Raw genomic sequence first — 25,740 nt, forward strand, 5'->3', positions numbered from 1 at the left:
CTCAGCCCATCGCCCAGGCCAGCAGTTCGCTCGGCTGCCGCCCGGTCACCCGCAAGGCGGCTGATCCGACGACCCGCAGGGTGTCACCCTCCCCGAGCACCCCGACGCCCTCCACCAAGATCTCACCGCTCGCCACGAACAGGTGCACATAGGCCGCCTCAGGCAAGACCCGGGTCGCCCCAGCGGCCAGGCGGGTGATCCACAGTGTGCTCGTCGCCGCCCCGATCGACACCGCGGCGTCGCGCTCCGATCCAGAGGCCGCCGGCACCCAGTCGGTCGCCAGAGCAGCGGGCTCGATGTCGCGCTGCGCATAGGACGGCGCACCCCCCGGCGCATCAGGCCGGATCCAGCTCTGCACGAACCGAACCGGCACTCGCGGGCTGGCCCGATCCACCCGATAGGCGTCGTTGCGCTCGGCATGGACGACGCCCGAGCCGGCGCTCAGCCGCTGCACCAGACCTGGGTAGACGATCCCCGACTCCCCCGTTGAGTCCTCGTGCAGCAGCGAGCCGGACAGCACCCAGGTGACGATCTCGGTGTCTCGGTGGGGGTGATCATCGAAGCCGCGTCCACTCAGCAACGACTCCTCGTTGTGCGCCAGCAGTCGTCCGAACCCAATGTTGGATGGATCGTAGTGCTGCCCGAAAGAGAAGGCGTGCCGGGTGGTGATGCCTTCGACCTCGGTCAGAAACCGTTCGCCGGCTCGTTGGATACGCGACACCGGGCTGGATCTGGTCATGGGCGGAGTCTCTCGGGAGTGCGCACCACAGCCTCACGATAGTGAAGGCCGCCAACGGCAGCGCCTCATGTCCACCCGATCGCCCACCAGCACCGCTCCCTCCGCCCGCAGCCGTGCCAGCGCGGTCGCCTCCAGCCCACGTGCCGGACGGCCATCGGCCCGGACGACCCGCCACCAGGGCACCCCAGCCCCTTGGGTGGACATCACCCGGCCGACCAGCCGCGGCCCGCCGACACCGACGTACTCCGCCAGGTCTCCATAGCTGGCGACCTGACCCGCGGGGATCCGTTCGACGGCGCTCAGCACGGCCTCGACGTAGGCCTCATCCATCAGCGACACGCCCGGACGGGAGCTCTCGCGGGACCCTGCTGAACACACGTACCCAGGCATCCACGCTGACCAGCCTAGGAATAGCGTCGAAGAGGATCGCCACGGGCATTGCTCCCGGCAACGTAGGAACTCGGTTGGGTTTCTCCGACCGCGGATGTGTGGTTGGCTAGGTGTGCTGTTGCAAGTCTGTGCCGTGGTAAGTGCTACGCCCCCAGATTCTTGCGTGGGCGTTCGGCACCGCTGGCGTCCGAGCAGCACTCGGGGCCGTGAGGTGCGGCTCCGGCGCTTGATGCTAGGAGTGTTTTCATGGCGCAGGGAACCGTCAAGTGGTTCAATGCCGAAAAGGGCTACGGATTCATCGCCGTGGACGGCGGCGGTCCGGATGTGTTCGTCCACTACAGCGCGATCGAGTCGACCGGCTTCCGGACGCTCGATGAGGGCCAGCGAGTGGAGTTCCAGACCACCCAGGGGCCGAAGGGCCCGCAGGCCGACCAGGTGCACACCATCTGATCTTTGCCACACCACACCAAAGCCCCCGTACGCGATCCGTACGGGGGCTTTGTGTTGCTACCGTCTCCCGCTCAGTACGCCGGCTGGGAGGGGTCGATCTGGCTGACCCAAGCGCTGACTCCGCCACCGACATGCACCGCGTCGGCCAGGCCGGCCCCGTGCACGATCGCCAGGCACTCGGCTGACCGGGTGCCAGCCTTGCAGTAGAGCACGACCTGCTTGTCCTGCGGCAGCGCGCTGAGCGCCGACCCGTTCTGGAACTCACCCTTGGGGACGAGCACCGAGCCGGGGATGGCGTTGATCTCCCGCTCGACCTGCTCGCGTACGTCGATCAGCACGAAGTCGCGCTCGCCGGCCTCTCGTTCCTTCAACCACTGCTCCAACTGCGCCACCGCGATGGTGTGACCGGCGACCGCCTCGGCGGCCTCGTCGGTCAGCGCGCCGCAGAAGGCGTCGTAGTCGATCAACTCGGTGATCGGCTCCCCCGCCGGGTCCCGGCGCAGATTGAGGGTCTTGTAGCTCATCTCCAGCGCGTCGTAGACCATCAGCCGGCCGATCAGCGGCTCACCGATCCCGGTCAGCAGCTTGATCGCCTCGGTCACCATGATCGAGCCGATCGAAGCGCACAGCACACCGAGCACACCGCCCTCGGCGCAGGAGGGAACCATGCCCGGTGGCGGCGGCTCGGGATAGAGATCGCGGTACTGCGGACCATGATCGGCCCAGAACACGCTGACCTGACCCTCGAAGCGGAAGATCGATCCCCAGACGTACGGCTTGTGGGACAGCACCGCCGCGTCGTTGACCAGATAGCGGGTGGCGAAGTTGTCGGTCCCGTCCAGGATCAGGTCGTACTGGGCGAAGATCTCCATCACGTTGTCGTTGTCCAACCGGACATCGTGCAGGACCACGTTCACCAGCGGATTGACCTCGGCGATCGACTCCTTGGCCGACAGCGCCTTGGACTTGCCGATGTCGGACTGACCGTGAATGACCTGGCGCTGCAGATTCGACTCGTCGACGGTGTCGAACTCGACGATGCCGAGCGTGCCGACCCCGGCCGCGGCCAGATAGAGCAATGCCGGGCTGCCGAGGCCACCTGCCCCGATCACCAGCACCCGAGCGTTCTTCAGCCGCTTCTGCCCGATCATGCCGACCTCGGGAATGATCAGATGCCTGCTGTATCGGCGTACTTCCTCCGGAGTCAACGACTCCGCGGGTTCCACCAGCGGCGGTAATGCCACAACTTCCTCCAAGTTCGTCATCGGACGCTTGATCCTCACATCACGAACGCCAACGGTTCGGTCACTATTCCGGCATCCGGACCGCCGGTCTGACCGGGCGGAACTCCGCCCGGTTACGCTGGCGAACTGCTCCTGCATTCGGCGAGAGGCTCCGATCATGACCTTGCCCGTTGGTCGCGAGTCACCGCGGCCAGGCGGCGGTCAATCCCTGCGCGATGATCGTTGGCCGGACATCTTCGCGTCCGGATTCCTGATCGCCACCGTGGTCAACCTGGCAGTCACCTTGATCCCTCGTTGGCATCGCTTCTTCAGCCGCCAGTACGACGTGGTCTCGATGCTCACCATCCCGATCGTCCCCGGTCTGGGGTACACCGCGCTGTTGCTGGTGATGGCGGTCGCGCTGCGTCGTCGACTGCGGGTCGCCTGGTGGCTGATGGTGATCTGGTGGCTGCTGCTGCCCGAGCTCGGCCGGCTGGTCTCGGTGATCACCGGCGAGCCGAGCATCACATCGTGGCAGTACGTGGTCCAGATCATCGGTCTGCTGCTGATGGGCGCGGTGACCGTGCTCGCCTTCCGGGCCAGACAGCAGTTCACCGCGCGCCGGGTCCCTGGCAACGCGGTCGCCGCGCTGGTCGTCTTCCTGCTCGGTGGCGTGGTCATGCTGGCGATCGGCACCGGGCTGACGCTGCGCTTCGGCAACACCAAGGATCCCTTCGCCGCCGCGGTCCACGTGTTCGGCTCGATGCTCGGCGATGTCGGCCGGCTGCCGACCGCCGACCACATCCACTCCCCGCTGTGGGTGCGGTTCATCGTCGGCCTGATCGGGGCGGCCGTCGTGCTGGGCGCGGCCTATCTGCTCTTCCGGCCACCTCGGAATCTGCACTTCCTCAGCGCCGCCGACGAGGCCCGGGTACGCACGCTGCTCCGCGACTACGGCGACAACGACTCCCTCGGCTACTTCGCCACCCGGCGGGACAAGTCCGTGGTCTGGGACACCAGCGATGCGGCGACCGCGCGAGCCGGGATCTCCTACCGCGCCATCGGCTCGGTCAGCCTGGCCAGCGGCAACCCGGTCGGCGACCCGGAACGGTGGACCGAGGCGATCGAGGCCTGGCGCATCCATGCCCGCTCGGTCGGTCTGTCGCTGGCGGTGATGGGGGCGGGCGAGGAGGGCGCTGCGGCGTACGAGGAGTCCGGGCTGACCGCCTGGGAGATCGGCGACGAGGCGATCCTCGACGTACGCTCCTTCTCGCTGAACGGTCCTGGGATGAAGCCGGTACGCCAGTCGGTCTCCCGCTTGCAGCGTCGGGGCTACACCACGCGCGTGCTGCGGCACAGTGAGCTCAGTGCCGCGGACTTCGATACCCTGAGCACCGACGCCGCCTCCTGGCGGGGCGACGGCGGCGACGAGCGCGGCTTCTCGATGGCACTCGGCAGGCTCGCCGACCCACTGGACGACGAGTGCGTCATGGTCCAGGCACACGACGCCGACGGCCGGCTGCGGGGCTTCTTGAGCTTCGTGCCCTGGGGACACAACGGGCTGTCGCTGGATCTGATGCGCCGCGACCCCAGCGCCGACAACGGCCTGGTCGAGTTGATGGTGTCCGCGCTGGCCGACCGCTCCGCCCAGTTCGGCGTATCCCGCGTCTCGCTCAACTTCGCCATGTTCCGGGAAGCCTTCGAACGCGGCTCCGAGATCGGGGCAGGGCCGATCGCCAAACTCTGGCGACAGGCGCTGCAGGTGGCCAGCAAGAACTGGCAGTTGGAGTCGCTCTATCGGTCCAACGCCAAATACCTGCCGCAGTGGCAGCCGCGCTTCATCTGCTTCGAGTACACCTCCGATCTGCCTCGGGTCGGCACCGCGACCGGCAGTGCCGAGGGCTTCCTCACCCGTCCGAGTCTGGGCTCGCTGCTGCGGCGCCGGCAAGACACCCCCGAGGCCTTGGACACCGGCAGCGAAGGCTATGCCGACGAGGTCCTGGCTCTGATGCCGCCGCAACGCGATCTGCTCGCCGAGGCACTGTCCACGGCGAGGCTGCCGGAGCAGATGCGGATCCGCCGCGACAAGGCGCTGCGGCTGAAAGGTCGCGGCATCGAGCCGTACCCGGTCGCTGCCCCGCGGACCCACACCCTCGCCGAGGTCCGGGCCCTTGTCGATGCCCGTGCACGCGCCGGCGAGCTTGCCCCGGACACCTGGACCGGGCAGATCGTCTCGGTGACCGGCCGGGTGCTGCTCAAGCGCAAGCACGGCGGCATCGGTTTTGCGACCCTGCGCGACGGATCGGGCGACCTGCAGGTGTTGGTCTCCCGTCGCGATGTGGGCCCTGACCTGTTCGACCTGTGGCTACATGACATCGACCTCGGCGACCACGTCTCGGTGACCGGTGAGGTGATCACCAGCAAGACCGGCGAGCTGTCCATCGCGGCGACCTCGCTGCTGCTGTCCAGCAAGTCGCTGCGCCCGCTGCCGGACAAGCACAAGGGCCTCACCGATCCCGAGGCTCGGGTACGGATGCGCTATGTCGACTTGATCATCCGACCCGAGGCCCGCGAGACCGCGTACGCCCGCGCGACCGTGGTGCGCAGCATCCGCGACTCGCTGGCCAGGCGTGGCTTCACCGAGGTGGAGACCCCGATCCTGCAGCTGATCCACGGCGGCGCGAACGCCAGGCCGTTCGAGACCCACATCAACGCCTACGACCTCGACCTCTATCTGCGGATCGCCACCGAGCTGCATCTGAAGCGGCTGATCGTCGGCGGGATGGAGAGGGTGTTCGAGCTGGGCCGCCAGTTCCGCAACGAAGGTGCCGACTTCAAGCACAACCCCGAGTTCACCTCGATGGAGGTCTATCAGACCTATGGCGACTACAACTCGATGCGCATCCTGACCCAGGAGATCATCCAGGAGGCCGCGACCGCGGTCTACGGCTCGCCGATCGCGCGCCGGCCGGACGGACCGGACGGCACCATCGTCGAGTACGACCTGTCCGGCGATTGGCCGGTGAAGACGATCTGCCAGGCCGTCTCGGAGAAGCTGGGTGAGGAGGTCAGCGCCGACACCCCGCACGCGACGCTGCTGCGGCACGCCGAGCGGATCGGCCTCGAGTTGGATGCCGACATCGGCTGGGGGCCACTGCTGGAGGAGATCTACGGCGAGCTCTGCGAGGCGACCACCACGACGCCGGTCTTCTACACCGACTTCCCCAAGGAGAACGCGCCGCTCACCCGGACCCATCGGGTCGATCCGCGGCTGGCCGAGAAGTGGGACCTGGTGATCTTCGCCGCCGAGCAGGGCACCGCGTACTCGGAGCTGGTCGACCCGATGGACCAGCGGGAGCGGCTCGTCGCCCAGTCGCTGCTGGCCGCGGCCGGGGATCCGGAGGCCATGCAGGTCGACGAGGACTTCCTGGAGGCGCTGGAATATGGCATGCCGCCCACCGGCGGCATGGGCATGGGCGTCGACCGGCTGGTGATGAACCTGACCGGGCTCAGCATCCGCGACACGATCCTGTTCCCGCTGGTCCGCCCGAACCGCTGACATGAGCTCGGAGAGCATCCGGGTCCGGGTCGCCGGGCGGGAGCTGTCGGTGGTGAACCTGGACAAGGTCTTGTATCCCGCCGTGGGCTACACCAAGGCCGAGGTGATCAGCTACTACTCCCAGCTGGCCGAGGTGCTGCTGCCCTACCTCGCCGACCGGGCGCTCACCCGGGTCCGGTTTCCCGACGGGGTAGCCGGTCCGAGCTTCTATGAGAAGAACGCTCCGGCCGGTACCCCAGACTGGGTGCGCACCGAGCGCATTCTGACCAGCGATGGACCCGTCGACTACGTGGTCGCCGACGAGCCGGCCACCATCGTCTGGCTCGCCAACCTGGCTGCGCTGGAGCTGCACGCCCCGCAGTGGCGGATCGCCACCCTCGATCCCTCCAGCCGGCGGCAGGGCGCGCTGGAGCGGGGCGAGCCGCTCGCCGACCGGATCGTCATCGATCTCGATCCAGGCGAGGGGATGAGCATCGTGGAGACGGCCCGAGCCGCGTTGATCGCCGCTGAACGGCTCGCCGCCGACGGCATGGTGCCGGTTCCCCAGACCTCAGGCAGCAAGGGCATCCAGATCTATGCGGCGATCGCACCGACGCCGAGTCGGCAGGCGTGGGCGTACACGAAGCGACTGAACGTCGAACTGCACCGACGACAACCGGACTTCTTCGTCTCCACCATGTCGATCGCCGAGCGCGCGGGTCGGATCTATCTGGACTACAACCAGAATCTGGCAGCACGCAACACCATCGCGCCGTACTCATTGCGTGGCCGGCAACAACCCAGCGTCGCCACCCCGCTGACCTGGGACGAAGTCGCCGGCGTGACCACCGCCGATGGGCTACGGTTCAGCCCCGAGGACGTACTCCACCGGGTCGCCGAGCATGGCGACCTGGCGGCCGACCTGCTCCATCCCGACCGGCCCGAACTGCCCTCCGCCGCCGAAGAACCCGAGCGACTTTGAAGAGGCACGCCGAGTCGGATCCCCAGGATTGACAGAATGTATTGACATATAAGGCGAGGATTGCCTACCGTACTGCGTGGCTGGTGATCCGGCACCTTGGTTCGCCCGAGAGCCTGCCGCCACGTCCACCTAGCAGGAGAGACACATGACCATCATTGCCGCCGTGACTCAGGATCGCGAGGGTCGGCTTGCCCTCGTCGAGGGTCTCAAGGAGGCCAGGCAGTTCGGCGACGCCCTGGTCGCGATCAACCTCGGCATCACTCCCGTGCACCTGGAGAACTTCGACACCGAGGGCGTACAGGTCACCGTCGTGGATCACCCGGCCCGGGACAAGGACACGCCTTCTGATGTCATCCTCGACGAGATCGAGAAGCAGCAGGCCACCCGCCTGATCATCGGCGTCAAGCGGCGTACGCCGGTCGGCAAGGCGCTTCTCGGCAGCTTCAGCCAGCATCTTCTGCTGCACGCGCCGATCCCGGTGCTCGCCGTCAAGCTCCCCGAGGACGAGCTGCCCTCGAGCGCGCTGGATCACATCCCACCGAAGCTGCGCAGCACCCAGGGCTGAACGGCCCGACCGCGAGCTCCGAGGTCCTGCTGCCCGACTTTCTGGTTTCGGACCGATCTCCGGCGGTTCGGGGCACTAGCATGCGCCAGTGAGCACCGAAGCCGGCAGCGGAAAGAAGAGTCCCACCCGGATGCCCCGCGACCAGCGGCGCGCCCAGTTGCTCGACGCTGCCAACGAGGTGTTCACCTCGAAGGGCTACCACGCGGCTGCGATGGACGACATCGCCGACGCGGCCGGCGTGTCCAAGCCGGTGCTCTATCAGCACTTCGGTTCCAAGCTGGATCTCTATCTGGCCCTGCTGGATGCCAGCTGCGACCGACTGCTCGAGGTGGTCGAGGAGGCCCTGGCGTCCACCGAGGACAACGCTGACCGGGTGGTCGCGACCATGGGCGCCTTCTACCAGTTCGTGTCCGCCGCCAGCGGCGAGTTCCGGTTCGTCTTCGAGTCCGATCTGACCGGCGACGGCCAGGTCCAACAGCGGCTGTGGAAGGTCAACAACGACATCGCCGACGCCATCGCCGTGGTGATCGCCGATGACACCGGGCTGCCGCACGAGCAGTCCAAGGTGCTTGCCATCTCATTGGTCGGGATCGCCCAGGTGAGTGCGCGCTACTGGGTGTCTGGTGGAACCAGCCGGATCGCGTTGGAGGAAGCCACCCAGCTGGTCAGCAACCTCGCGTGGCGCGGCATCAGCGGCTTCCCGCACCGGGACAGCCCACACCACAACGAGCCAGCCGAGCGAAAGCCAGAGGAGAAGAAACACTGATGACCGGTCATCTACTCGTCCGCCGTCCGTCGCCGGCGCTGGCCGCCGGCGAGCTCACGCATATCGAGCGTGTTCCGGCGGATCCGGCGCTGGCACTGCAGCAGTGGCAGGGGTACGTCGATGCGTTCGCCAGCCGCGGCTGGACGGTCCACGAGATCGACCCGGCCGATGAGCACCCCGATGGCGTGTTCGTCGAGGACACCGTGGTGATGTTCGACGACCTCGCGGTGATCACCTCACCCGGGACCGCTTCGCGCCGCGGCGAGACCGCGACGACGGAGCAGGCGCTCGGCGCGCTGCCCGCCGAGCTGGGCATCCAGGTGAGCCGGATCCTCGAGCCCGGCCACCTCGACGGCGGCGACGTGCTGAAGATCGGCCGTACGGCCTATGTCGGCGCGACCACCCGGACCGATGCCGCCGGGATCGCCCAGCTCGCCGGCTTGTTGGAGCCCCGTGGCTGGCAGGTCGTCGCGGTGCCGGTGACGAAGGTGCTGCACCTGAAGTCGGGCGTCACCGCACTGCCGGACGGCACGGTGATCGGCTATCCCCCGCTGATCGACGACACCACGATCTTTCCTGAGTTCCTCCCCGCACCCGAGGAGCACGGCACCGCCGTGGTCGACCTCGGCGACGGCGCGATCGTGATGTCGTCCGACGCCCCGCGCAGCGCCGAACTGTACGCCGCACGGGGACTGGACGTGGTCACCGTGCCGATCACCGAGTTCGAGAAGCTCGAGGGCTGTGTGACCTGCCTGTCGGTCCGAATCCGCCGGTCCTGATCACGCCGATCCGACCACCACAGCCCGTCCTGACCACAACCCGACGACTAGCCCACCGACTCGTGCCCGCGAGGCAGGACCAGCACGGGAACCGGTGAGTGCCGGATCAGCTTGGTGGCGCGGGACCCGAGGAACACTCGGGCGATCGGGCCGACAGTCGACGAGCCGAGCACCAGCAACTCGTTGCGCTCCCACTCGATGCTGGACAACGAGTCGGCCCAACTGGAGCTGGCGGCGATCACGGCCTCGGTGTCATCGCCGATGACCCCGTCGGCTCGCAGCTCGCGCTGGGCATGGGTGGCCTGCTGCAGCCAGGAGTCGAGCACCGAGTCCTCGGCGGAGATCCCGACCTCCGGCGGATACATGGTCGCGCCGCGCACCCCGAAGCTCGCCACGCGGGTACGCGCGCCGACCCGCCGGCCGAGCGCCACTGCCGCCCCGACCACCTTCACCGATTCCTCGGCATCGGAGAAGGCACAGGTGACCCGGCTGAACCCGTCGGCGGCCACCGATCGATAGCCTCGAGGGCTCAATGCCAACGGGACCGGGGACGCATGCAGCAACTTGTCGGTAGTGGAGCCGACGACGATCCGGCCGACCGCCCCGTCGGTTGACGACCCGAGCACCAGCACCGAGGCAGCGCAGTCCTCGGCCGCCTCCAGCAGTGCGGCCGTGATGGACCGGCCCGGCAGCGCGCAGTAGGAGATGTCGACCTCGACGCTCGTGTCGGTCAGATACTCCCGGGCCTTCGCCTCGGCGTGCTCGCCCAGCAGCCGGGCGTACTCGCCGAACTCGGCATCGACTTTCGCCAGCGACGGGGTGGACCACTGCCGCGGCACCACCGTCACCACCCTCATCGGCTGCCCGAGCGCGTACGCGAACTGCACCCCGAGATCGAGCGAGCCACGTCCTCCCTTGTGCGGGACGTACCCGACTAGCACGGTCATGCGTGGAGCCTCTCGGGAGTGCAGGAGCGGTTCCTGGTCATTCGTCTACCTCGTCGTCGACCTTCTCACCGGCGAGCAGCCGGCCCAGCACCGAGTGCTTGCGGCCGTACATCATGTAGAAGGTCAAGAACACCCCGACCCATAGTGCGAAGACGAGCCAGGTGATCGGCTTCAGGCTGATCAGGATGTAGCCGCAGACCACGATCGACAGGATCGGGGTGACCGGGAAGCCAGGCACCTTGAAGCCACGTGGCAGATCAGGCTGCCGGTAGCGCAGGATCATCACGCCGAGCGACACCACAATGAAGGCGGTCAAGGTGCCGATCGAGACCAGGTCGATCAGGTAGTCGAGCGGCACGAACGCGGCCAGGACGGACACCACGGCCGCCACGATGATGGTGTTGTTCACCGGGGTCTGGGTCTGCGGGCTGACCTTGGAGAAGACCTTCGGCAGCATCCCGTCGCGGCCCATCGCGAACAGGATCCGGGTCTGGCCGTACATCGTGACCAAGGTGACGGAGAAGATCGAGATCACCGCTCCCAAGGCCAGGATCGTCCCCCAGATGTTGTTGCCGGTGATGATCTCCAAGATCTTCGACAGGCCCGCCTCCGACTGGCCCTTGAAGTCGGTCCAGGGCTGCGCACCGATCGCCGAGATCGCCACCAGCAGATAGATCGCGATCACGGTGAACAGCGCGCCGATCAGCGCGCGCGGCATGGTCTTCTGCGGATCCTTCACCTCATCGCCGGCCGTCGACACCGCGTCCAGTCCGATGAAGGAGAAGAAGATGGTGCCGGCCGCGGCCGCGACGCCCGCAGCTCCGAAGGGAGCGAAGTCGGCGAAGTGGTTGGAGTCGAACGCGGTGAACGCAATGATCGAGAACATCACCAGCACCGAGAGCTTGATCACCACCATGACCGCGTTCACCTTGGCCGATTCGCTGGCTCCCCGGATCAGCAGGACCATGCACAGGAAGACCAGGACCACGGCCGGCAGGTTGATCAGACCGGTCGGCGCCGTCGGATCCTCGGCGAAGGGGGCATACAGGATGGCCTGCGGCAACGACACACCGGTGATGTTGTGCAGCGCCTCGTTCAGGTAGCCACTCCAACCCACCGCGACCGCCGCCGTCGAGACGCCGTACTCGAGCAGCAGGCAGGCGGCCACCCCCATCGCCACGATCTCGCCCAAAGTGGCGTACGCGTAGGAGTAGGTCGATCCCGAGACGGGCACGGCGGAGGCCATCTCGGCGTAGCAGATGGCTGCCAGACCCGCGGCTATCCCGGCGAGGATGAAGGAGAGGATCACCGCCGGCCCGGCCTCCGGCACCGCCTGTCCCAGCACGAAGAAGATGCCGGTGCCGACGGTGGCGCCGACACCGAACATGGTCAACTGGAAGGTGCCGATAGTTCGGTTCAGCTGTGGACCGTGCCGGTCCCCGACCGGCTTTCGTCGAAACAGCGAGTTCGCCTCGGCGGATGCTGGTGAAACGCTCATACGTCTCCGATCACTGGTGGCGTCCGGACGATCCGCGCCTAAGGGCAGTCTGGCTTAACGAATGCTGAATGTGCAGTAGCTGTTCATTGCTTTTCACACAACATTTCGATGGTCGGAACACGAAGCGCAGTCCAGGTGGCCGGTGTCCCGGACTCAGCGTGACAAACCGGTGGCTCAATCGCCGTGGCCCGGCGTGTCGCTGCCCTGCCGACCATTGAGCCGCGCAGATGTCACCAGAGCCTCCCGCGACCCCAGCGGACGAGTAGATTAGCCAAGCCACCGCTGACCTCCTGAGAGGCCCCGCCATGAGTTCACCATCACCCCTGACGCCCCCGGATCAGGTCGCCACCCTGACGCTGACCGCGCCCGAGGCACCCAAGCCGGTCGTCGCCACCCAGGCCCCGGCGATCGCCCCGCAGGTCGACCCGACGCAGGTCCCCGCGCTGGACGCTCGGGTGGACGGGTTCCTGGATGCGCTGACCAACGCCCAAACCCGGTCGCCGGAGTTCAGTGCCCAGGCGGAGAACGTCCGGACCATGGGCGACCAGGAGATCCGGCGGGCGGCCGAGACGTCCAACCGGCTGCTGAACACCCCGGTCAAGGCGCTGAAGGAAGGCGGCATCGCCGAGGGCTCCAAGGTCGGCACCACGCTGCTGCAGCTACGGCGTACGGTCGAGGACCTTGACCCGAGCCAGGCCACCGGCACGCGCAAGCTGCTCGGCTTCCTGCCGTTCGGTGACAAGGTCGTCGACTACTTCCGCAAGTATCAGGACTCCCAGACGCACCTGAACGGCATCCTGCACAGCCTGCGCAACGGCCAGGACGAACTCGCCAAGGACAACGCCGCGCTCAACATGGAGAAGCAGAATCTGTGGGCGACCATGGGGCGGCTCAACCAGTACGTCTACGTGGCCGAGCGGTTGGACGCGCGGCTGACCGAACAGATCACGGCGCTCGAGCTGTCCGACCCGGATCGGGCCCGGGCACTACAGCAGGATGTGCTGTTCTATGTCCGGCAGAAGCACCAGGACCTGCTCACCCAACTCGCCGTCTCGATCCAGAGCTACCTGGCGATCGACATCATCATCAAGAACAACATCGAGTTGATCAAGGGCGTCGACCGAGCGTCGACCACCACCGTCTCGGCGCTGCGGACCGCGGTGATCGTGGCCCAGGCGCTGGGCAACCAGAAGCTGGTACTCGATCAGATCACCGCGTTGAACACCACCACCTCGGACCTGATCCAGCGGACCTCGGAGATGATGCGGGACAACTCCGCCGCCATCCAGCAGCAGGCCGCCTCGGCGACCATCGGCCTCCCCCAGCTGCAGGCTGCGTTCGCGAACATCTATGCCACGATGGACTCGATCGACAACTTCAAGCTGCAGGCGCTCGACAGCATGCAGACGACGATCTCCACCTTGGAGTCGGAGGTGAGCAAGTCGCGGGAGTACCTCGACCGCGTCAACAATGCCGATCGGCGGCTGGCTTCCGGCGCCCTCGATATCGAGGGCGGCGCCCCGGGTGGGCTCCGCTGATCTGACTGACCTGACCCGAGCAGCAGACCCCTGGGCTTCGACCGATATGGGATTCAAGGACTGGGTGGCCAAGGTCACCGGACGGCTTGATCCGGAGCCGGTGGCCGCGATGAGCGTCGCACCGGCCGTGCCGACCGAGCACGACATCATGAATGCGCTGGACCGGGCCGATGCCATGGTCTCCGGAGGTGTGGTGCCGGCTCCGGTGCAGTCGCGGGTCAAGCGGGTGACCGCGACCGTACGCCAGACGATGCCACGACTGCGCAATCTCGGCCTGGGCAGCCCGGAGGCGTACTCGGTGATGGCGACCGCCACCGACTATCTGCCGGAGGCGATCAACGGCTACCTCCGGCTGCCCCGCGAATGGGCAGATTCCCGCCCGGTCGAGAATGGCAAGAGTTCCCTGCTGGTGCTGATCGATCAGCTCGACCTGCTCGGCTCCACGATGGACAAGATCTTCGACGCCGTCGTCCGGGTGGACGCGGCCGCACTGATCGCCCATGGCCGGTTCCTGCAGGAGAAGTTCGGTCATCCCGACAACACCCCGACGAGACCGCCGATGATGAACCCGCCCTCGAACACCCCACGCAGCAGTCTGGATCTGCCATGAGTTGGCTGGACCTGAGTCGTCTGGACCCGAACGCGCCGGGACGGTTCCCGGGCGTCGGTTCCGTCCCCACGGAGCCGCCGAATACGGAGCGACCCACTACGGAACCCCCGGTCACCCGGACACCGAGCACGACGTCTGGGCCACCAGCGCCGCCGGGGGCCGAACCAGCGACACCCACGACTGCCGCCGCCACACCAGAGAGCGCGGTCCCCGAAGCGGAGCCCGAGCCGGAGAAGACCCTGGACGAGTTGCTGGCCGAGCTCGACGCACTGATCGGGCTCCACGAGGTGAAGGCGGAGATCCATCGCCAGGTCGCGGTGCTGCGGGTCGAAGGACTGCGGACCAAGGCCGGGCTGAAATCGGCCACCATCACCCGGCATCTGGTCTTCGTCGGCAACCCGGGCACCGGCAAGACCACGGTCGCACGCCTGGTCGGCGGCATCTATCGGGCCCTCGGCCTGCTCACCAAGGGTCAGCTGGTCGAAGTCGACCGCTCCGAGCTGGTGGCCGGCTACCTGGGCCAGACCGCGATCAAGACCGCTGAGGTGGTGGCCAGCGCGGCCGGCGGGGTGCTGTTCATCGACGAGGCGTACTCCTTGGCCGGCGACCAGTACGGCACCGAGGCGGTCGACACGCTGGTCAAGGAGATGGAGGACCGACGCGACGATCTGGTGTTGATCGTGGCCGGCTACCCCGATCCGATGGTCGTCTTCATCGCCCAGAACCCCGGTTTGGCCAGTCGGTTCCGGACCACCATCGAGTTCGCCGACTACACCTCCGACGAGCTGCTCGCCATCTTCAAGTCGACGGCGGCGAAGGCCGACTACGACCTGCCCGAGGCGACCCAGGAGCGGTTCACCGCGATCCTGGCTGCGACGCCGCGCGGTCCGTCCTTCGGCAACGGACGGTTCGCGCGGAACCTGCTGGAGGGTGCCGTCGGCCGGCACGCCTGGCGGTTGCGCGACATCCCCGAGCCGACGGTGACACAGCTCCGCGAGCTGTTGCCCGAGGACGTGGGTCCGGAGCCGAACCCACTGGATGTCGGCGAATTGGCGCCACTGCTGGGCCCGCCGCCAGAACCACTGTCAGACCCAGCTGACATGGTGTCCGGACAACCCACCGAGGTCGACGACAGCGAGGAGACCACATGACGCAGCCGTCCGCGGCCGCCGCCACCGCGCCAGTCGCCGCCCCCGGGGTGCCGAGCCTCGCGGTCCCGGTGGCTTCAGCGCTGCCCGCGCCTTCTGTGCCCAGATCCAAGCCGCGTGACACGCCGCGCGAGCTGCGCCGCCTGACCACCGCGGTGATCACGCTCAGCCTGGTGTTCGGGCTGCTGGGCCTGAGTCTGTTCACCTTGCTCACCTGGTCGATGCAGCGGGCGTCGGGAGCCACCGCGCAGACGATCCGGATCCAGCAGATCCAGACCAATCTGCAACGGGCGGACGCCAATGCGACCAATGCCTTCCTGGTCGGTGGTTTGGAGCCGGCGGACCAACGAGCCGCGTACGAGGAAGCCATCACCACTGCTTCCCGGCTGATCGCCGAGGCCGCCGACGCGGAGCCGGCGGACCAGGCCGCGTTGGCGGCACTGAACGTGGAACTGGTCGACTACACCGAGAACATCGAGCTCGCCCGCGCCAACAACCGGCAGGGCTTTCCGATCGGCGCGCAGTATCTGCGGCTCGCCAGCAGCGGACTGCGGGCTGACGCGTTGCCGATCCTGCAGAACCTGGTCGATGCCAACGCCCTGCGCGCCAGCAGTCAGATGAAGGTGACCATCGCGATCCCGATCGCCATCATCGAGCTGGTGCTGCTCGGTGGCCTGGTCTGGGGCCAGGTCTGGCTCGCCAAGCGTTTCAGACGACGCTTCAACGTCCCGTTGGCGATCAGCACCGGCATCGGCGTGGTGAGCATCATCGTGACCACGGTGCTCATCTCCTGGTCGGCGGCCAGCCTGGCGGGTGTCCGCGACGGCAACTTCGCCGACGTCCGTGCCGCCTCCAACGCCCGGGTCGCTGCCAACGACGCGAAGTCCAACGAGAGCCTGACCCTGATTGCCCGCGGCAGCGGTGGGGCGTTCCAGGAAGCGTGGCAGGCCTCTGCGGACTCGGTGGCGGCGGATATCACCCGCTTCCGGGACCTGGGCTCGCTGTGGCAGCCCTACGTCGACGTCCACACCGAGATCCGGGCGCTGGATGACGGCGGGCAGTGGGACAAGGCGGTGCAGCTTGCGACGTCGAAGTCCAACACCACCTTCGACGCCTTCGACCAAGCGGTCGCCCGACAGGTCGATGGCTCCGGCGCCGCCACCACCGCTGGGCTGGCCCGGTTGATGCCGTGGATGATCGTCGGCGCGCTGCTCGCCGCGGCGGCCGGGGTCACGATGGCGGCTCTGGGCCGCCGAGGGGTGCAGCAGCGGCTGAAGGAGTACCGATGAGACGCCGTACTGTCCCCGCGCTGCTCGCCGCACTCACCGGTTTGCTCGCCATGCTGGCAGGCTGCGGGCTGAGCTACGACCCGACCCCGCTGCCGTCGGCGCCGAGTCCCTCCGCGGCGCCCACCACCCAGAGCAGCGCCGCGCCGCAGTGCGACAACGCGCTCGCCTCCTACGACGCCAGCGACACCGCCGGCGCGGCGGTGAAAAGGATCCAGAAACGTGGTCGGATCATCGTCGGCGTCTCGGCCGACACCTATCTGCTGGGTTCACGCAATCCGTTCAACGGCAAGATCGAGGGCTTCGACATCGACATCGCCAAGGCGGTGGCGAAGGGCATCCTCGGCGACCAGAACGCCTACGAGCTGAAGGTGATCACCGCCGCACAGCGGATCCCGGCCCTGCAGGACCGCAGTGTCGACATGGTGGCCCGCAACATGACGATCACCTGCGACCGCTGGACCCAGATCGCCTTCTCCACTGAGTACTACCGATCGGGTCAAAAGGTCCTGGTGCGGCGGGGCGCCAAGGCCACCACCCTGGCTGATCTGGCTGGTCAACGGGTCTGTGCGCCGAACGGCACCTCGAGCATGACGAATCTGGTCAAGCTGCAGCCGAAGGCGACCGCGGTCGGCTCGGACAACCACACCGGCTGCCTGGTGCTGTTCCAAAGCGGCCAGGTCGACGCCATCACCGGCGACGACACGGTGCTCGCCGGTCTGGCCGCCCAGGACCCGTACGCGGTGGTACCCGATCAGAAGGCCTTCACCGCCGAGCCGTACGGCTTGGGATTCAACAAATCCGATGTGGATCTGGTCCGCTTCGTCAACGGGGTGCTGGCCGAGGTCCGCAGCGACGGCGAGTGGACCAGGATCTACGACCGGTGGCTGGCCGAGGCGCTCGGACCGGCCCCGGCACCGCCCAAGGCCGTGTACGGCAGGTCCCGATGATCGCCTCCGGCAGGGTCTCGTGACCGTCGGATCGGCCCAGGCACCCGAGGCCCCGGGCCGGATGGGGGTCGCCGCGGAGCCGGCGGCCCTGTTGAGCTATCTCGAACTGCTAGGTCGGTGGCGCGACGCGCGACGCGCCGAGCTGAACGAGCTGGACCGAGCGGCGCTGTCGTCGGCGACGGGCACGGCGGCAACGGCCGACATCGCCTTGTCGCTGGCCTTGTGGAAGGCGGTCGCCGACCGCTACGAACAGCTGCTGGTGGTCTGGGACTCGGGCCGGGTCGGGGTCAGTGAGCGGGAGAAGCTGTCGGCGATGATCTGGGGCCGCCTCGATGCTGCGTACGCCAACAGCGGCCTGTCGGTCTCACTGCCCGAGGCCTGCCGACTGTCCGATGCGTTGGTCAGCCAACTACGGGTCCGACTCGGCCTGGACATCTCCGCGCTGGAGACCACCCAGCGGATCGCCGAGTTGCGGGCGCAGCTGGAGCGAATCCGCGACCAGATCTCCCTGGAGCCCGCAGGGGTCCGGCAGCAGGAGGCTGCCACGACCCAGTCAAAGCTGGCTCGGCGACTGAAGGAGATCACCGAGAAGGCCGGCCGCGGTGGCGACGTCGGCGGGCTGCTGCCGGCGTTGGAGATCGACGCGGCCCGGTTCGAGCGGGACCTGATCGTCGGTGCGGCCAAGCGGCGGGAGGCTCGGGCCGAGGTCGAGCAGGTCCGTCGGTTGCGTGCTGGGTTGGAAGCTCGGGAGGAACGGCTGCGAGCGCTCGCGAGCGAGGCGGTCGCCACCGTCGACCCGGCACCCCGCTATGCGGTGCCCGATGTCGAGGCGCTGGGGCCGGTGCCCAACACGATGGACCGGCTGGCCGACTATCGACGTCGGCTGGAACTGGTCGACCGAGCACTGACGCTGGCCGACGAGGCGTACTCGAATGCACTGCGACAGCACAGCGACCTGCTGGCCAGAATGGACGCCTATCACCTGAAGGCCACCGCCACCGGGGTTGCCGACCAGCCGTCGGTCGCGAACGCGTACGGCCTGGCCACCGCGGCACTCGCCGAGCGCCCGACGAAGATGGCGTTGGCCGCCCAGCTGGTGAGCCTCTATCAGACCTATCTGCAGACGATGACAGCCTCGTGAGGAGACAGCGATGAGGTGCACACAACCGGGCTGCACCGGCTCGATCGTCGACGGCTACTGCGACATCTGCGGTTCCCCTGGGGCGGCGCCGGGCGGCTCGACGGTGTCCGGCACGGGCGGCGCGGCAGTGTCCGCGGTGTCGGTGCCGACCGGTCAGCTCTCGGGCGCCTGCCGCCAACCGGGCTGCACCGGCTCGATCATCGACGGCTACTGCGACGTCTGCGGCTCCCCTGGGGCCGTCTCCGGCGGGGGCAGCCCGGGCGACGCCGCCGGTGGGCTGCCCGGCGAGGAGCAGGGCGCACCCGTCTCCACCATCACCCGCGGCTCCAGCCGGCTCGGCTCCGCCGCGATCGGCTCGCAGCGGGCCACCGGCAGCGGCTCGACGATCACCAAGCGCGTGGGGGGCGGATCCCGGCGACTTCGTTCGGCCCGGCTCGGCGCCGGGCTCACCCAGGTGCCGCCCACCCCGCAGATCGACGCGGCCAAGGCCATCATGGCCAACCCGGTGGTCCCGGAGAACAAGCGCGTCTGCCCGTCCTGCGGCTCCCCGGTCGGCCGCGGTCGTGATGGCCAACCCGGGCGGACCGAGGGCTTCTGCCCGAAGTGCGGCGCGCAGTTCTCCTTCACCCCCAAGCTGAAGGCGGGTGACCTGGTCGCGAACCAGTACCAGGTCGCCGGCTGCCTGGCGCACGGCGGGCTGGGCTGGATCTACCTGGCCAAGGACAAGAACGTGTCCGACCGCTGGGTGGTGCTCAAGGGCCTGCTGAACACCGGCGACGCCGACGCCCTGGCCGTGGCACTGATCGAGAAGCAGTTCCTGGCCCAGGTCGAGCACCCGCTGATCGTGGAGATCTACAACTTCGTCAGCCACGACGGCGCCGGCTACATCGTGATGGAGTACGTCGGCGGCATCTCGCTGAAGGACATCCTCAAGGATCGGATGCGCGCGGCCGGCGGCAGCTACAACCCGTTGCCGGTGGACCAGGCGCTGGCGTACATCCTCGAGGTGCTGCCGGCCTTCCAGTATCTGCACGACCTCGGGCTGGTCTATTGCGACTTCAAGCCCGACAACCTGATCCAGGTCGGTGACGCGGTCAAGCTGATCGATCTCGGCGGGGTTCGTCGGCTCGACGACGACGAGTCCGCGATCTACGGCACGATCGGCTACCAGGCGCCCGAGGTGCCACAGGTCGGCACCAGTGTCGCCTCCGACATCTACACCATCGGCCGGACGCTGCTGGTGCTGATGGCGGAGTTCCGCGGCTATCAGAGCACGTACGTCGCCAAGCTGCCGCCGGCTGAGGACATCCCCGCCTTCGCCGCGCACGACTCGCTCTATCGGCTGGTCGCCAAGATGTGCGCCCCCGATCCGGCCGATCGGTTCGCCTCGGTCGACGAGCTGCGGGTGCAGCTGCTCGGCGTGCTGCGTGAGGTGGTCGCCGAGAAGCAGAGCGGCACCGCGCTGACCTCGGCGGCATCGGTGCTGTTCGAGGCACCGGTGGTGGTCAGCGACGCCCTGGCCTGGGACCAGCTGCCGGCGTTGCGCGTGGACACCACCGACAGCCAGTACGCATGGCTGTCCAACGTCAGCGCCGACGACCCGAAGGAGCGGCTGGCCGAGCTCAAGCATCCGCCGGCCGTCACCCCGGAGGTCCAGCTGGCCCGCGCCCGGGCGGCTCTGCAGGCCGGCTGGGCGAAGTCCGTGAACGAGGTCGTCAACCAGATGCTGACCCTCGACCCCTGGGAGTGGCGCGCGGTCTGGATGAGCGGCCTGCTGGCGCTGCAGCAGCAGGACTTCAAGGGCGCCCAGTCGGCGTTCAACGCCGTGTACGGCCAGGTGCCCGGTGAGCTCGCGCCGAAGCTGGCGCTGGCCCTGTCCTGTGAGCTGGGCGGCGAGCCGGACCTGGCCGAGCGGCTGTACAAGATCTGCGCCTCGACCGACGCCAACTACGTGGCCCCGGCGGCGTTCGGGCTGGCCCGGGTGCGCGCGGCCCGCGACGACGTGGTCGGTGCGGTGCAGGCGCTGGATCTGGTGCCGTCGACGTCGCGCAACTATCCCGAGTCCAGGCGGCAGCGAGCCGAGCTGCTCTATGAGGCGGCGGACGGGTTGCCGATGCTGGCGCAGGCGATGGACAGCATCGAGCGAGTCCGGATGGACCCGGTCGAGCGAGCCGAGCTGGGCGCCAAGATCTTGACCCGAGCCCTGGCGGCCGTGACCGCCCAGGGTGCGAACCGGCGACTGCTGATCGGCAGTATCCCGGCCGATGAGCCCGAGCTGCGCGATGGGCTGGAGGCCACCTATCGGACCCTGGCAGCGGCCGCCACCGACGATCGGGAACGCTATGCCCTGGTGGACCAGGCCAACGACGTCCGTCGCTGGACCCTGACCTGACAGAGCCGATCTGACAGAGCCGACCTGACTGAGCTGACCCGGAGAGCGAGTGCGAGTGACGACTGACGCGACGGCCAACGCCGAGTCCGGCCACTGCCCCAGCTGCGGCGCGGCGGTGGCGCCGACGGCGCGCTTCTGTGAGGCGTGTGGCGCGCCGCTGGCTCCGACGGAGGACGCGACGGAGGAGGCGGCCGCCGAACTGCCGATCGAGCTGACTGCCTCGGTTCCGTCCTGGCAGCGACACGCCGGGCCAGCGAACCTCGGAGGGCCGATAGCGACAGCTCCCCGGCCCTGTCTGAACTGCGGCGGGATCGTGGATGCCGACGGCTACTGCGAGACGTGCGGCACGAAGGCACCCAGTGAGCGGGACCACTACGTCGAGCAGCCGGCCACGTGGGTGGCCGCGTGCTGCGATCGTGGCATCCGGCACTCGCGTAACGAGGATGCGGTCGCCGTGGCCGCCAGCGCCGAGCCGGGCCAGCGAGCGGTGCTGGTGGTCTGCGACGGCGTGTCCACCGCCGACGACTCCGATGTGGCCAGCCTGGCGGCGGCGCGGGCAGCTCGTGACGTGCTGGTCGGCTCCCGCCCAGCGGGGCTCGGGGTGCGTGAGAGCCAGGTGGCCGCCCTCGAGGCGGCGCTCGTCAAGGCCGCCGAGAAGGCCAACGCGGCGGTTCTGGCGACCACCGCCGAGGATGCATCCAACCCTGCGTCGTGCACGTATGTGGCTGCGGTGGTCGAGGGCGACCTGTGCGTGGTCGGAAACATCGGTGACAGCCGTGCGTACTGGATCCCCGATCCCGGCGCCGGCGACCCCATCCAGCTCACCGTCGACGACTCGGTGGCGCAACTGCGGATCGCGGCCGGCGTGCCTCGAGAAGTGGCTGAGGAAGGTCCGCAAGCTCACGCCATCCTCAAGTGGCTCGGCCGAGACACGCCTGACTTCCGCCCGACCACCAGCTCGACGCAGCTGACCGGCCCCGGCTGGGTCCTGGTCTGCTCCGACGGTCTGTGGAACTACGCCTCCAAGGCCACCGAGCTGCAGGCCCTGATCACCCAGCTCAGCGCCACCGCCGGCTCCGACCCGCTCCCGTTGGCCGAGGCCATGGTCCGCTGGGCCTGCGACCAGGGTGGTCGCGACAACATCTCGGTGGCCCTGGCCCGACACGCGCCCGTCGAAGCCACGAGTTAGGTGTGAGCGGCCTCAGGGAGTCAGAACCACCAAGCGCTGATCGAGCAGTTCGGCGATGGCGTATTTGACGCCCTCGCGGCCCTGGCCGCTGTCCTTCACGCCTCCGTAGGGCATGTGGTCGGCCCGGAAGGACCGCGTGATGTTGATCAGCACGCTGCCTGCCTCGGCCGACTTCGCGAAGCTGAGCGCGGCGCCGAGGTCACGGGTGAACAGGGCCGTGTTGAGACCGAAGCGGGCCGAGTTGACCCGATCGGCGTGACCCCTGGGCTGAGTTCCTCGAACTGGACCGTCTCCGACGGCAATCGGCGCGCTTCCTCGGCGGCGATCCGCAGGGTGGTCGCAGCCCGGGCTACCTCTCCCCTGGCCGCTGCGATCGGCCTGCACGGCCTGCTCGGGACTGGCGACCGCCACGGTGGCGACCAGCTCACCGTCGTACGGATCGTGCACCTCGAACTCGTCGATCCCGTCGATCCACCCGCCGGCGACGAAGAGCTGCTGCCTACGCATCCCGTGCTCCTGAGGTGTCGGTGCACCGCGCCAGCACGGCCTGGGTGAACTCGGCCGTGGTCGCCTGGCCGCCGAGATCTCGAGTCCGTACGCCGGCCGCGAGTGCCGACTCGAAGGCGGCCGTCAGCCGATCGGCGCCCTCGGTCTCGCCGAGATGTTGCAGCATCATCGCCGCCGCCCACAGTTGACCCACGGGATTGGCGATGCCCTGCCCGGCGATGTCGGGCGCGGAGCCATGGACGGGCTCGAACATCGAGGGATGATCTTTCGGCGGGTTGATGTTGGCGCTCGGTGCGACACCGATCGAACCGGCCGCCGCAGCAGCCAGGTCGGAGATGATGTCGCCGAACAGGTTGGAGGCGACGATCACGTCCAGGCTGCGAGGCTTCAAGACCACCCGGGCCGCCAACGCGTCGATCAGCATCTTGTCGACCTCGAGACCGGCGGCAGTCGCGACCTCGGCCACCACCTCGTCCCAGAACAGCATCGTGTGGATGATGCCGTTGGACTTGGTGGCCGAGGTGAGCAGACCTCGACGCGCCTTGGCCTGGGCCACCGCATATTCGGCGATCCGGACCACGCCTCGCCTGGTGAAGACGGCCTCCTGGACGGCCATCTCCTCCGGCCGGCCGCGATAGAGCCGGCCACCGACCTCGGAGTACTCACCCTCGACGTTTTCCCGCACGATCACCATGTCCAGCCCGTCCGCGTCACGCAGCGGCGAGGAGACGCCGGGCAGAATCCGTACCGGCCGGAGATTGACATACTGCAAGAACTCACGGCGGATCGGGATCAGCAGTCCCCACAGTGTCACGTCGTCCGGGATGTCCGGCGCGCCGACCGCACCGAGCAGGATCGCGTCGCCGTCCGCCAGCTGCTCGAGCCCGTCCACCGGCATCATCCGGCCATGGGACCGGTAGTAGTCCGAGCCCCAGTCCCGGTCCCGCCACGCAATGCTGAAGCCACACGCCTCAGCCACGGCGTCGACGCAGACGGTCGCGGCCGACATCACCTCCTGACCGATGCCGTCACCTGCGATGACATCGACCTGGTAATGCCGGCCGGCGCTCATCGAGAGGTCCCCTGCGTGGCCGGCTCGCGGTCGAGCAGCGCAGCCGTACGCTCGGCGACCCGGTCCGCAGAGAGACCGTGCTTCTCCAGCAGGAACTCGTTGCTGGCCGATTCGCCCCAGACATCGTCGAGGCCGAATCGGACCACCCGGGCGCCGGCACCGGCACCGGCACTTGCCAGCGTCTCGGCGACCAGGCCGCCGAGGCCACCTGCGACGGTGTGCTCCTCGACCGTGACCACCAGCGGCGTACCGCCGACGGCAGCAACCAGTCCCTCGGCGTCGAATGGCTTCAGTGAGGGTGCGTGGATCACGGTCGCGGCGATGCCGGACTCGGCCAACTGGTTCGCCGCCTCGACGACCCGGGCGGTCTGGCCGCCGGTGGACACGAAGACCACCGCGGGATCCGGACCACCATCGTTGACCACCTGGATAGCGCCCGGGACGAAGACATAGTCCGCACCGAACAGATCGGGCACCGCGTCGCGTACCAGCCGGAAGTAGACCGGGCCGTCGAAGGCCTGCGCCCAATCCATCATCGACCGCAGCTCGGCCTCGTCCGCCGGGGCAAGCACCGTCATGTCGGGCATGGCCCGCATGATCGCGAGATCCTGGACATCGAGGTGGGTCTTGCCCACGGCGCCGATCAGCAGTCCGGAATAGGAGCCCACGATCTTGACGTTGGCGTGGCTCTGCGCCACCAGCATCCGGATCGGGTCGAGCGCGCGGTGGGTGAAGAACACCGTGAACGACGACGTCCAGGGCACGAAACCGGTCGCTGCCAGCCCAGCCGCGGCGCCGACCAGGTTCTGCTCCGCGATGCCCATCTGGAAGAACCGATCCGGGTGCGCCTTGGCGAATTTGTCGGCCTTCGTCGAGTTGCCGAGGTCGCCGTCCAGCACGACCGTCCGCGGATCGGCATCGCCGAGCTCGACCAGCTTGGTGCCCCAGACGTCTCTCATCGCCGTGCCGCTCATGCCTGCGCTCCGTTCCCTGAATTCACCGAGGTCACCGCGTACGAATCCAGCAGCTCGATCTCCTCCGGCTCCAGCTCCTGACGCGCCCGCTCGAAGTCCTCGGCGGACGGCACGATGCTGTGCCAGGTGTGTACGCCCTCGGCGAGCGAGAGCCCCTTGCCCTTCACGGTGTGCGCCAGCAGCACGGTCGGGCGGCCGGCAGGATCGCCGGAGCGGGCGAGCGCGAACGCGGCGGCGATCTGGTCGTAGTCGTGACCGTCGATCTCGATGACCCGCCAGCCGAACGCCTGGAAGACTGCGGACAGGTCCACGCCGTACCACGGATCGCGGCGATCTCCGCGGTCGGTGAGCGTCGTCTCCGCTGTGGAGGGCAGTCCGAACTGCTGCAGCCCGTTGCGGTCGACGATCGCCGTCAGATTGGCGAGCTTGTAGCGGGCTGCCGCCTGCACAGCCTCCCAGACCATGCCCTCCTGGATCTCACCGTCGCCCATCAGCACGAAGGTGTGGCTGTCGCGACCGGCCAGCCGAGCACCCAGCGCCATGCCGACACCGAGGCTGAGGCCCTGACCGAGCGACCCGGTTGAGGCATCGAGGCCGGGCAGCCGGGTGACGTCCGGGTGACCCTGCAGTCGGGAATCGCCCTTGTCGAAGGTCGCCAACTCCTCGATGGGCAGGAAGCCACGCAGGGCCAGCACCGCGTACAGCCCGATCGCCGCGTGGCCCTTGGAGAGCACGAACCAGTCCCGATCGACCCAGTCCGGTTCCTCGACCCGGATCCGCAGCTCCCGGAAGTACAGACTCACCAAGATGTCCATCATCGACAGCGGTCCGCCGATATGACCCGCCTTGTTGGTCGTCACGGTCTTGACGACCTCCCAGCGGGCTCGCCTGGCCAGACCTGGCAGGTCACGGACTTCCACGCCCGCGGGATCGCTCACTGTGGTCACGAGTTTCCTCACCTACTCCATACAGCTACGCCATTTATGTCCTTATGTTATATCAAATTCCGTACCGGAGCTAGACCCGCTGACGGGCGTCCTTGCTCACTCCCGGCTT

Annotated in this window: 23 protein-coding genes; 14 read left to right on the forward strand and 9 right to left on the reverse strand. The window is 68.1% G+C overall.

Annotation, left to right across the window (positions count from 1 at the left end; translation table 11 throughout):
• Position 1: 1 nt before the first annotated feature.
• Both MLP_RS15385 and MLP_RS15390 read right to left on the reverse strand, forming a co-directional pair.
• Entirely contained in the window at positions 2-739 is a 738-nt protein-coding gene (locus MLP_RS15385; protein WP_013864066.1) for a pirin family protein, read from the reverse strand.
• Positions 740-772: 33 nt separating this feature from the next.
• Positions 773-1,069: an MGMT family protein gene (locus tag MLP_RS15390; RefSeq protein ID WP_041792606.1), complete on the reverse strand. Its 297-nt coding sequence runs from the start codon at positions 1,067-1,069 to the stop codon at positions 773-775.
• A gap of 306 nt (positions 1,070-1,375) precedes the next feature.
• Between MLP_RS15390 and MLP_RS15395 the strand changes: the two genes are divergently transcribed.
• Complete coding sequence (locus MLP_RS15395; RefSeq protein WP_013864068.1) at positions 1,376-1,579, forward strand: cold-shock protein; 204 nt, start codon at positions 1,376-1,378, stop codon at positions 1,577-1,579.
• Between the two features lie 71 nt (positions 1,580-1,650).
• On the opposite strand, the gene moeZ is transcribed toward MLP_RS15395, so the two are convergent.
• Positions 1,651-2,844: an adenylyltransferase/sulfurtransferase MoeZ gene (gene moeZ / locus MLP_RS15400; RefSeq protein WP_013864069.1), complete on the reverse strand. Its 1,194-nt coding sequence runs from the start codon at positions 2,842-2,844 to the stop codon at positions 1,651-1,653.
• A 136-nt stretch (positions 2,845-2,980) separates the two neighbouring features.
• On the opposite strand from moeZ, the gene lysX reads away from it, so the two are divergent.
• The 5 genes from lysX (at position 2,981) to ddaH (ending at position 9,432) form a co-directional block, all read left to right on the forward strand.
• The gene (gene lysX, locus MLP_RS15405; protein WP_013864070.1) at positions 2,981-6,361 is read left to right on the forward strand and encodes a bifunctional lysylphosphatidylglycerol synthetase/lysine--tRNA ligase LysX; all 3,381 of its coding nucleotides are present in this window, start codon (positions 2,981-2,983) and stop codon (positions 6,359-6,361) included.
• A gap of 1 nt (position 6,362) precedes the next feature.
• Complete coding sequence (gene ligD, locus MLP_RS15410) at positions 6,363-7,322, forward strand: non-homologous end-joining DNA ligase (RefSeq protein ID WP_013864071.1); 960 nt, start codon at positions 6,363-6,365, stop codon at positions 7,320-7,322.
• Between the two features lie 145 nt (positions 7,323-7,467).
• Positions 7,468-7,887 (forward strand): universal stress protein, encoded by a 420-nt coding sequence (locus tag MLP_RS15415; RefSeq protein WP_013864072.1) that lies wholly within the window; start codon positions 7,468-7,470, stop codon positions 7,885-7,887.
• 88 nt (positions 7,888-7,975) lie between these two features.
• Positions 7,976-8,653 (forward strand): TetR/AcrR family transcriptional regulator, encoded by a 678-nt coding sequence (locus MLP_RS15420; protein ID WP_013864073.1) that lies wholly within the window; start codon positions 7,976-7,978, stop codon positions 8,651-8,653.
• Positions 8,653-9,432, forward strand: coding sequence for a dimethylargininase (gene ddaH, locus MLP_RS15425; protein ID WP_013864074.1), 780 nt, complete (start codon positions 8,653-8,655; stop codon positions 9,430-9,432). Before MLP_RS15420 ends, ddaH begins: the two co-directional genes overlap by 1 nt.
• Positions 9,433-9,479: 47 nt before the next feature.
• On the opposite strand, the gene MLP_RS15430 is transcribed toward ddaH, so the two are convergent.
• Entirely contained in the window at positions 9,480-10,379 is a 900-nt protein-coding gene (locus MLP_RS15430) for a universal stress protein (RefSeq protein WP_013864075.1), read from the reverse strand.
• Positions 10,380-10,416: 37 nt separating this feature from the next.
• Positions 10,417-11,877, reverse strand: coding sequence for an amino acid permease (locus MLP_RS15435; protein ID WP_013864076.1), 1,461 nt, complete (start codon positions 11,875-11,877; stop codon positions 10,417-10,419).
• Between the two features lie 305 nt (positions 11,878-12,182).
• Between MLP_RS15435 and MLP_RS15440 the strand changes: the two genes are divergently transcribed.
• Genes MLP_RS15440 through MLP_RS15475 form a run of 8 tightly spaced genes read left to right on the forward strand, consistent with a single transcriptional unit; the run spans position 12,183 to position 22,131 of the window.
• A complete protein-coding gene (locus MLP_RS15440) occupies positions 12,183-13,415 on the forward strand; it encodes a toxic anion resistance protein (RefSeq protein ID WP_013864077.1) in 1,233 nt (410 codons plus the stop codon).
• A 46-nt stretch (positions 13,416-13,461) separates the two neighbouring features.
• Entirely contained in the window at positions 13,462-14,025 is a 564-nt protein-coding gene (locus MLP_RS15445; RefSeq protein WP_041792614.1) for a hypothetical protein, read from the forward strand.
• Complete coding sequence (locus tag MLP_RS15450) at positions 14,022-15,176, forward strand: AAA family ATPase (RefSeq protein ID WP_013864079.1); 1,155 nt, start codon at positions 14,022-14,024, stop codon at positions 15,174-15,176. Before MLP_RS15445 ends, MLP_RS15450 begins: the two co-directional genes overlap by 4 nt.
• The gene (locus MLP_RS15455) at positions 15,173-16,462 is read left to right on the forward strand and encodes a hypothetical protein (RefSeq protein ID WP_013864080.1); all 1,290 of its coding nucleotides are present in this window, start codon (positions 15,173-15,175) and stop codon (positions 16,460-16,462) included. The genes MLP_RS15450 and MLP_RS15455 overlap by 4 nt, the downstream gene beginning before the upstream one ends.
• The gene (locus tag MLP_RS15460; RefSeq protein ID WP_013864081.1) at positions 16,459-17,409 is read left to right on the forward strand and encodes a glutamate ABC transporter substrate-binding protein; all 951 of its coding nucleotides are present in this window, start codon (positions 16,459-16,461) and stop codon (positions 17,407-17,409) included. Before MLP_RS15455 ends, MLP_RS15460 begins: the two co-directional genes overlap by 4 nt.
• Positions 17,410-17,428: 19 nt before the next feature.
• Entirely contained in the window at positions 17,429-18,550 is a 1,122-nt protein-coding gene (locus MLP_RS15465) for a hypothetical protein (RefSeq protein WP_013864082.1), read from the forward strand.
• Positions 18,551-18,560: 10 nt separating this feature from the next.
• Positions 18,561-20,942 carry a serine/threonine-protein kinase gene (locus MLP_RS15470; protein ID WP_013864083.1) on the forward strand — a complete coding sequence of 794 codons (2,382 nt, stop codon included), beginning with the start codon at positions 18,561-18,563 and terminating at the stop codon, positions 20,940-20,942.
• 55 nt (positions 20,943-20,997) lie between these two features.
• On the forward strand, positions 20,998-22,131 hold the full coding sequence (locus MLP_RS15475) for a protein phosphatase 2C domain-containing protein (RefSeq protein ID WP_156821177.1): 1,134 nt from the start codon (positions 20,998-21,000) through the stop codon (positions 22,129-22,131).
• 12 nt (positions 22,132-22,143) lie between these two features.
• Here the strand turns inward: MLP_RS15475 and MLP_RS15480 are convergent, their stop codons facing one another.
• The 4 genes from MLP_RS15480 to MLP_RS15495 are packed head-to-tail and all read right to left on the reverse strand — an operon-like array spanning position 22,144 to position 25,631.
• Complete coding sequence (locus tag MLP_RS15480) at positions 22,144-22,638, reverse strand: aldehyde dehydrogenase family protein (RefSeq protein ID WP_013864085.1); 495 nt, start codon at positions 22,636-22,638, stop codon at positions 22,144-22,146.
• Positions 22,631-23,710 carry a tartrate dehydrogenase gene (locus MLP_RS15485; protein ID WP_013864086.1) on the reverse strand — a complete coding sequence of 360 codons (1,080 nt, stop codon included), beginning with the start codon at positions 23,708-23,710 and terminating at the stop codon, positions 22,631-22,633. Before MLP_RS15485 ends, MLP_RS15480 begins: the two co-directional genes overlap by 8 nt.
• On the reverse strand, positions 23,707-24,684 hold the full coding sequence (locus MLP_RS15490) for a transketolase family protein (protein ID WP_013864087.1): 978 nt from the start codon (positions 24,682-24,684) through the stop codon (positions 23,707-23,709). The genes MLP_RS15485 and MLP_RS15490 overlap by 4 nt, the downstream gene beginning before the upstream one ends.
• Complete coding sequence (locus MLP_RS15495) at positions 24,681-25,631, reverse strand: transketolase (RefSeq protein WP_231851324.1); 951 nt, start codon at positions 25,629-25,631, stop codon at positions 24,681-24,683. The genes MLP_RS15490 and MLP_RS15495 overlap by 4 nt, the downstream gene beginning before the upstream one ends.
• Positions 25,632-25,740 lie beyond the last annotated feature (109 nt).

Origin of the sequence: Microlunatus phosphovorus NM-1 (genome assembly GCF_000270245.1) — a bacterium.
In the GTDB taxonomy this organism is placed as follows: domain Bacteria; phylum Actinomycetota; class Actinomycetes; order Propionibacteriales; family Propionibacteriaceae; genus Microlunatus; species Microlunatus phosphovorus.

Coding starts and splice junctions, on each gene's coding strand:
- MLP_RS15390 (WP_041792606.1), bottom strand. CDS start 1,069: ATGGATGAGGCCTACGTCGAGGCCGTGCTGAGCGCCGTCGAACGGATC.
- MLP_RS15470 (WP_013864083.1), top strand. CDS start 18,561: ATGAGGTGCACACAACCGGGCTGCACCGGCTCGATCGTCGACGGCTAC.
- ddaH (WP_013864074.1), top strand. CDS start 8,653: ATGACCGGTCATCTACTCGTCCGCCGTCCGTCGCCGGCGCTGGCCGCC.
- MLP_RS15440 (WP_013864077.1), top strand. CDS start 12,183: ATGAGTTCACCATCACCCCTGACGCCCCCGGATCAGGTCGCCACCCTG.
- MLP_RS15455 (WP_013864080.1), top strand. CDS start 15,173: ATGACGCAGCCGTCCGCGGCCGCCGCCACCGCGCCAGTCGCCGCCCCC.
- MLP_RS15395 (WP_013864068.1), top strand. CDS start 1,376: ATGGCGCAGGGAACCGTCAAGTGGTTCAATGCCGAAAAGGGCTACGGA.
- moeZ (WP_013864069.1), bottom strand. CDS start 2,844: ATGACGAACTTGGAGGAAGTTGTGGCATTACCGCCGCTGGTGGAACCC.
- MLP_RS15430 (WP_013864075.1), bottom strand. CDS start 10,379: ATGACCGTGCTAGTCGGGTACGTCCCGCACAAGGGAGGACGTGGCTCG.
- MLP_RS15460 (WP_013864081.1), top strand. CDS start 16,459: ATGAGACGCCGTACTGTCCCCGCGCTGCTCGCCGCACTCACCGGTTTG.
- MLP_RS15445 (WP_041792614.1), top strand. CDS start 13,462: ATGGGATTCAAGGACTGGGTGGCCAAGGTCACCGGACGGCTTGATCCG.
- MLP_RS15480 (WP_013864085.1), bottom strand. CDS start 22,638: ATGCGTAGGCAGCAGCTCTTCGTCGCCGGCGGGTGGATCGACGGGATC.
- MLP_RS15485 (WP_013864086.1), bottom strand. CDS start 23,710: ATGAGCGCCGGCCGGCATTACCAGGTCGATGTCATCGCAGGTGACGGC.
- MLP_RS15385 (WP_013864066.1), bottom strand. CDS start 739: ATGACCAGATCCAGCCCGGTGTCGCGTATCCAACGAGCCGGCGAACGG.
- MLP_RS15435 (WP_013864076.1), bottom strand. CDS start 11,877: ATGAGCGTTTCACCAGCATCCGCCGAGGCGAACTCGCTGTTTCGACGA.
- MLP_RS15490 (WP_013864087.1), bottom strand. CDS start 24,684: ATGAGCGGCACGGCGATGAGAGACGTCTGGGGCACCAAGCTGGTCGAG.
- MLP_RS15450 (WP_013864079.1), top strand. CDS start 14,022: ATGAGTTGGCTGGACCTGAGTCGTCTGGACCCGAACGCGCCGGGACGG.
- ligD (WP_013864071.1), top strand. CDS start 6,363: ATGAGCTCGGAGAGCATCCGGGTCCGGGTCGCCGGGCGGGAGCTGTCG.
- lysX (WP_013864070.1), top strand. CDS start 2,981: ATGACCTTGCCCGTTGGTCGCGAGTCACCGCGGCCAGGCGGCGGTCAA.
- MLP_RS15415 (WP_013864072.1), top strand. CDS start 7,468: ATGACCATCATTGCCGCCGTGACTCAGGATCGCGAGGGTCGGCTTGCC.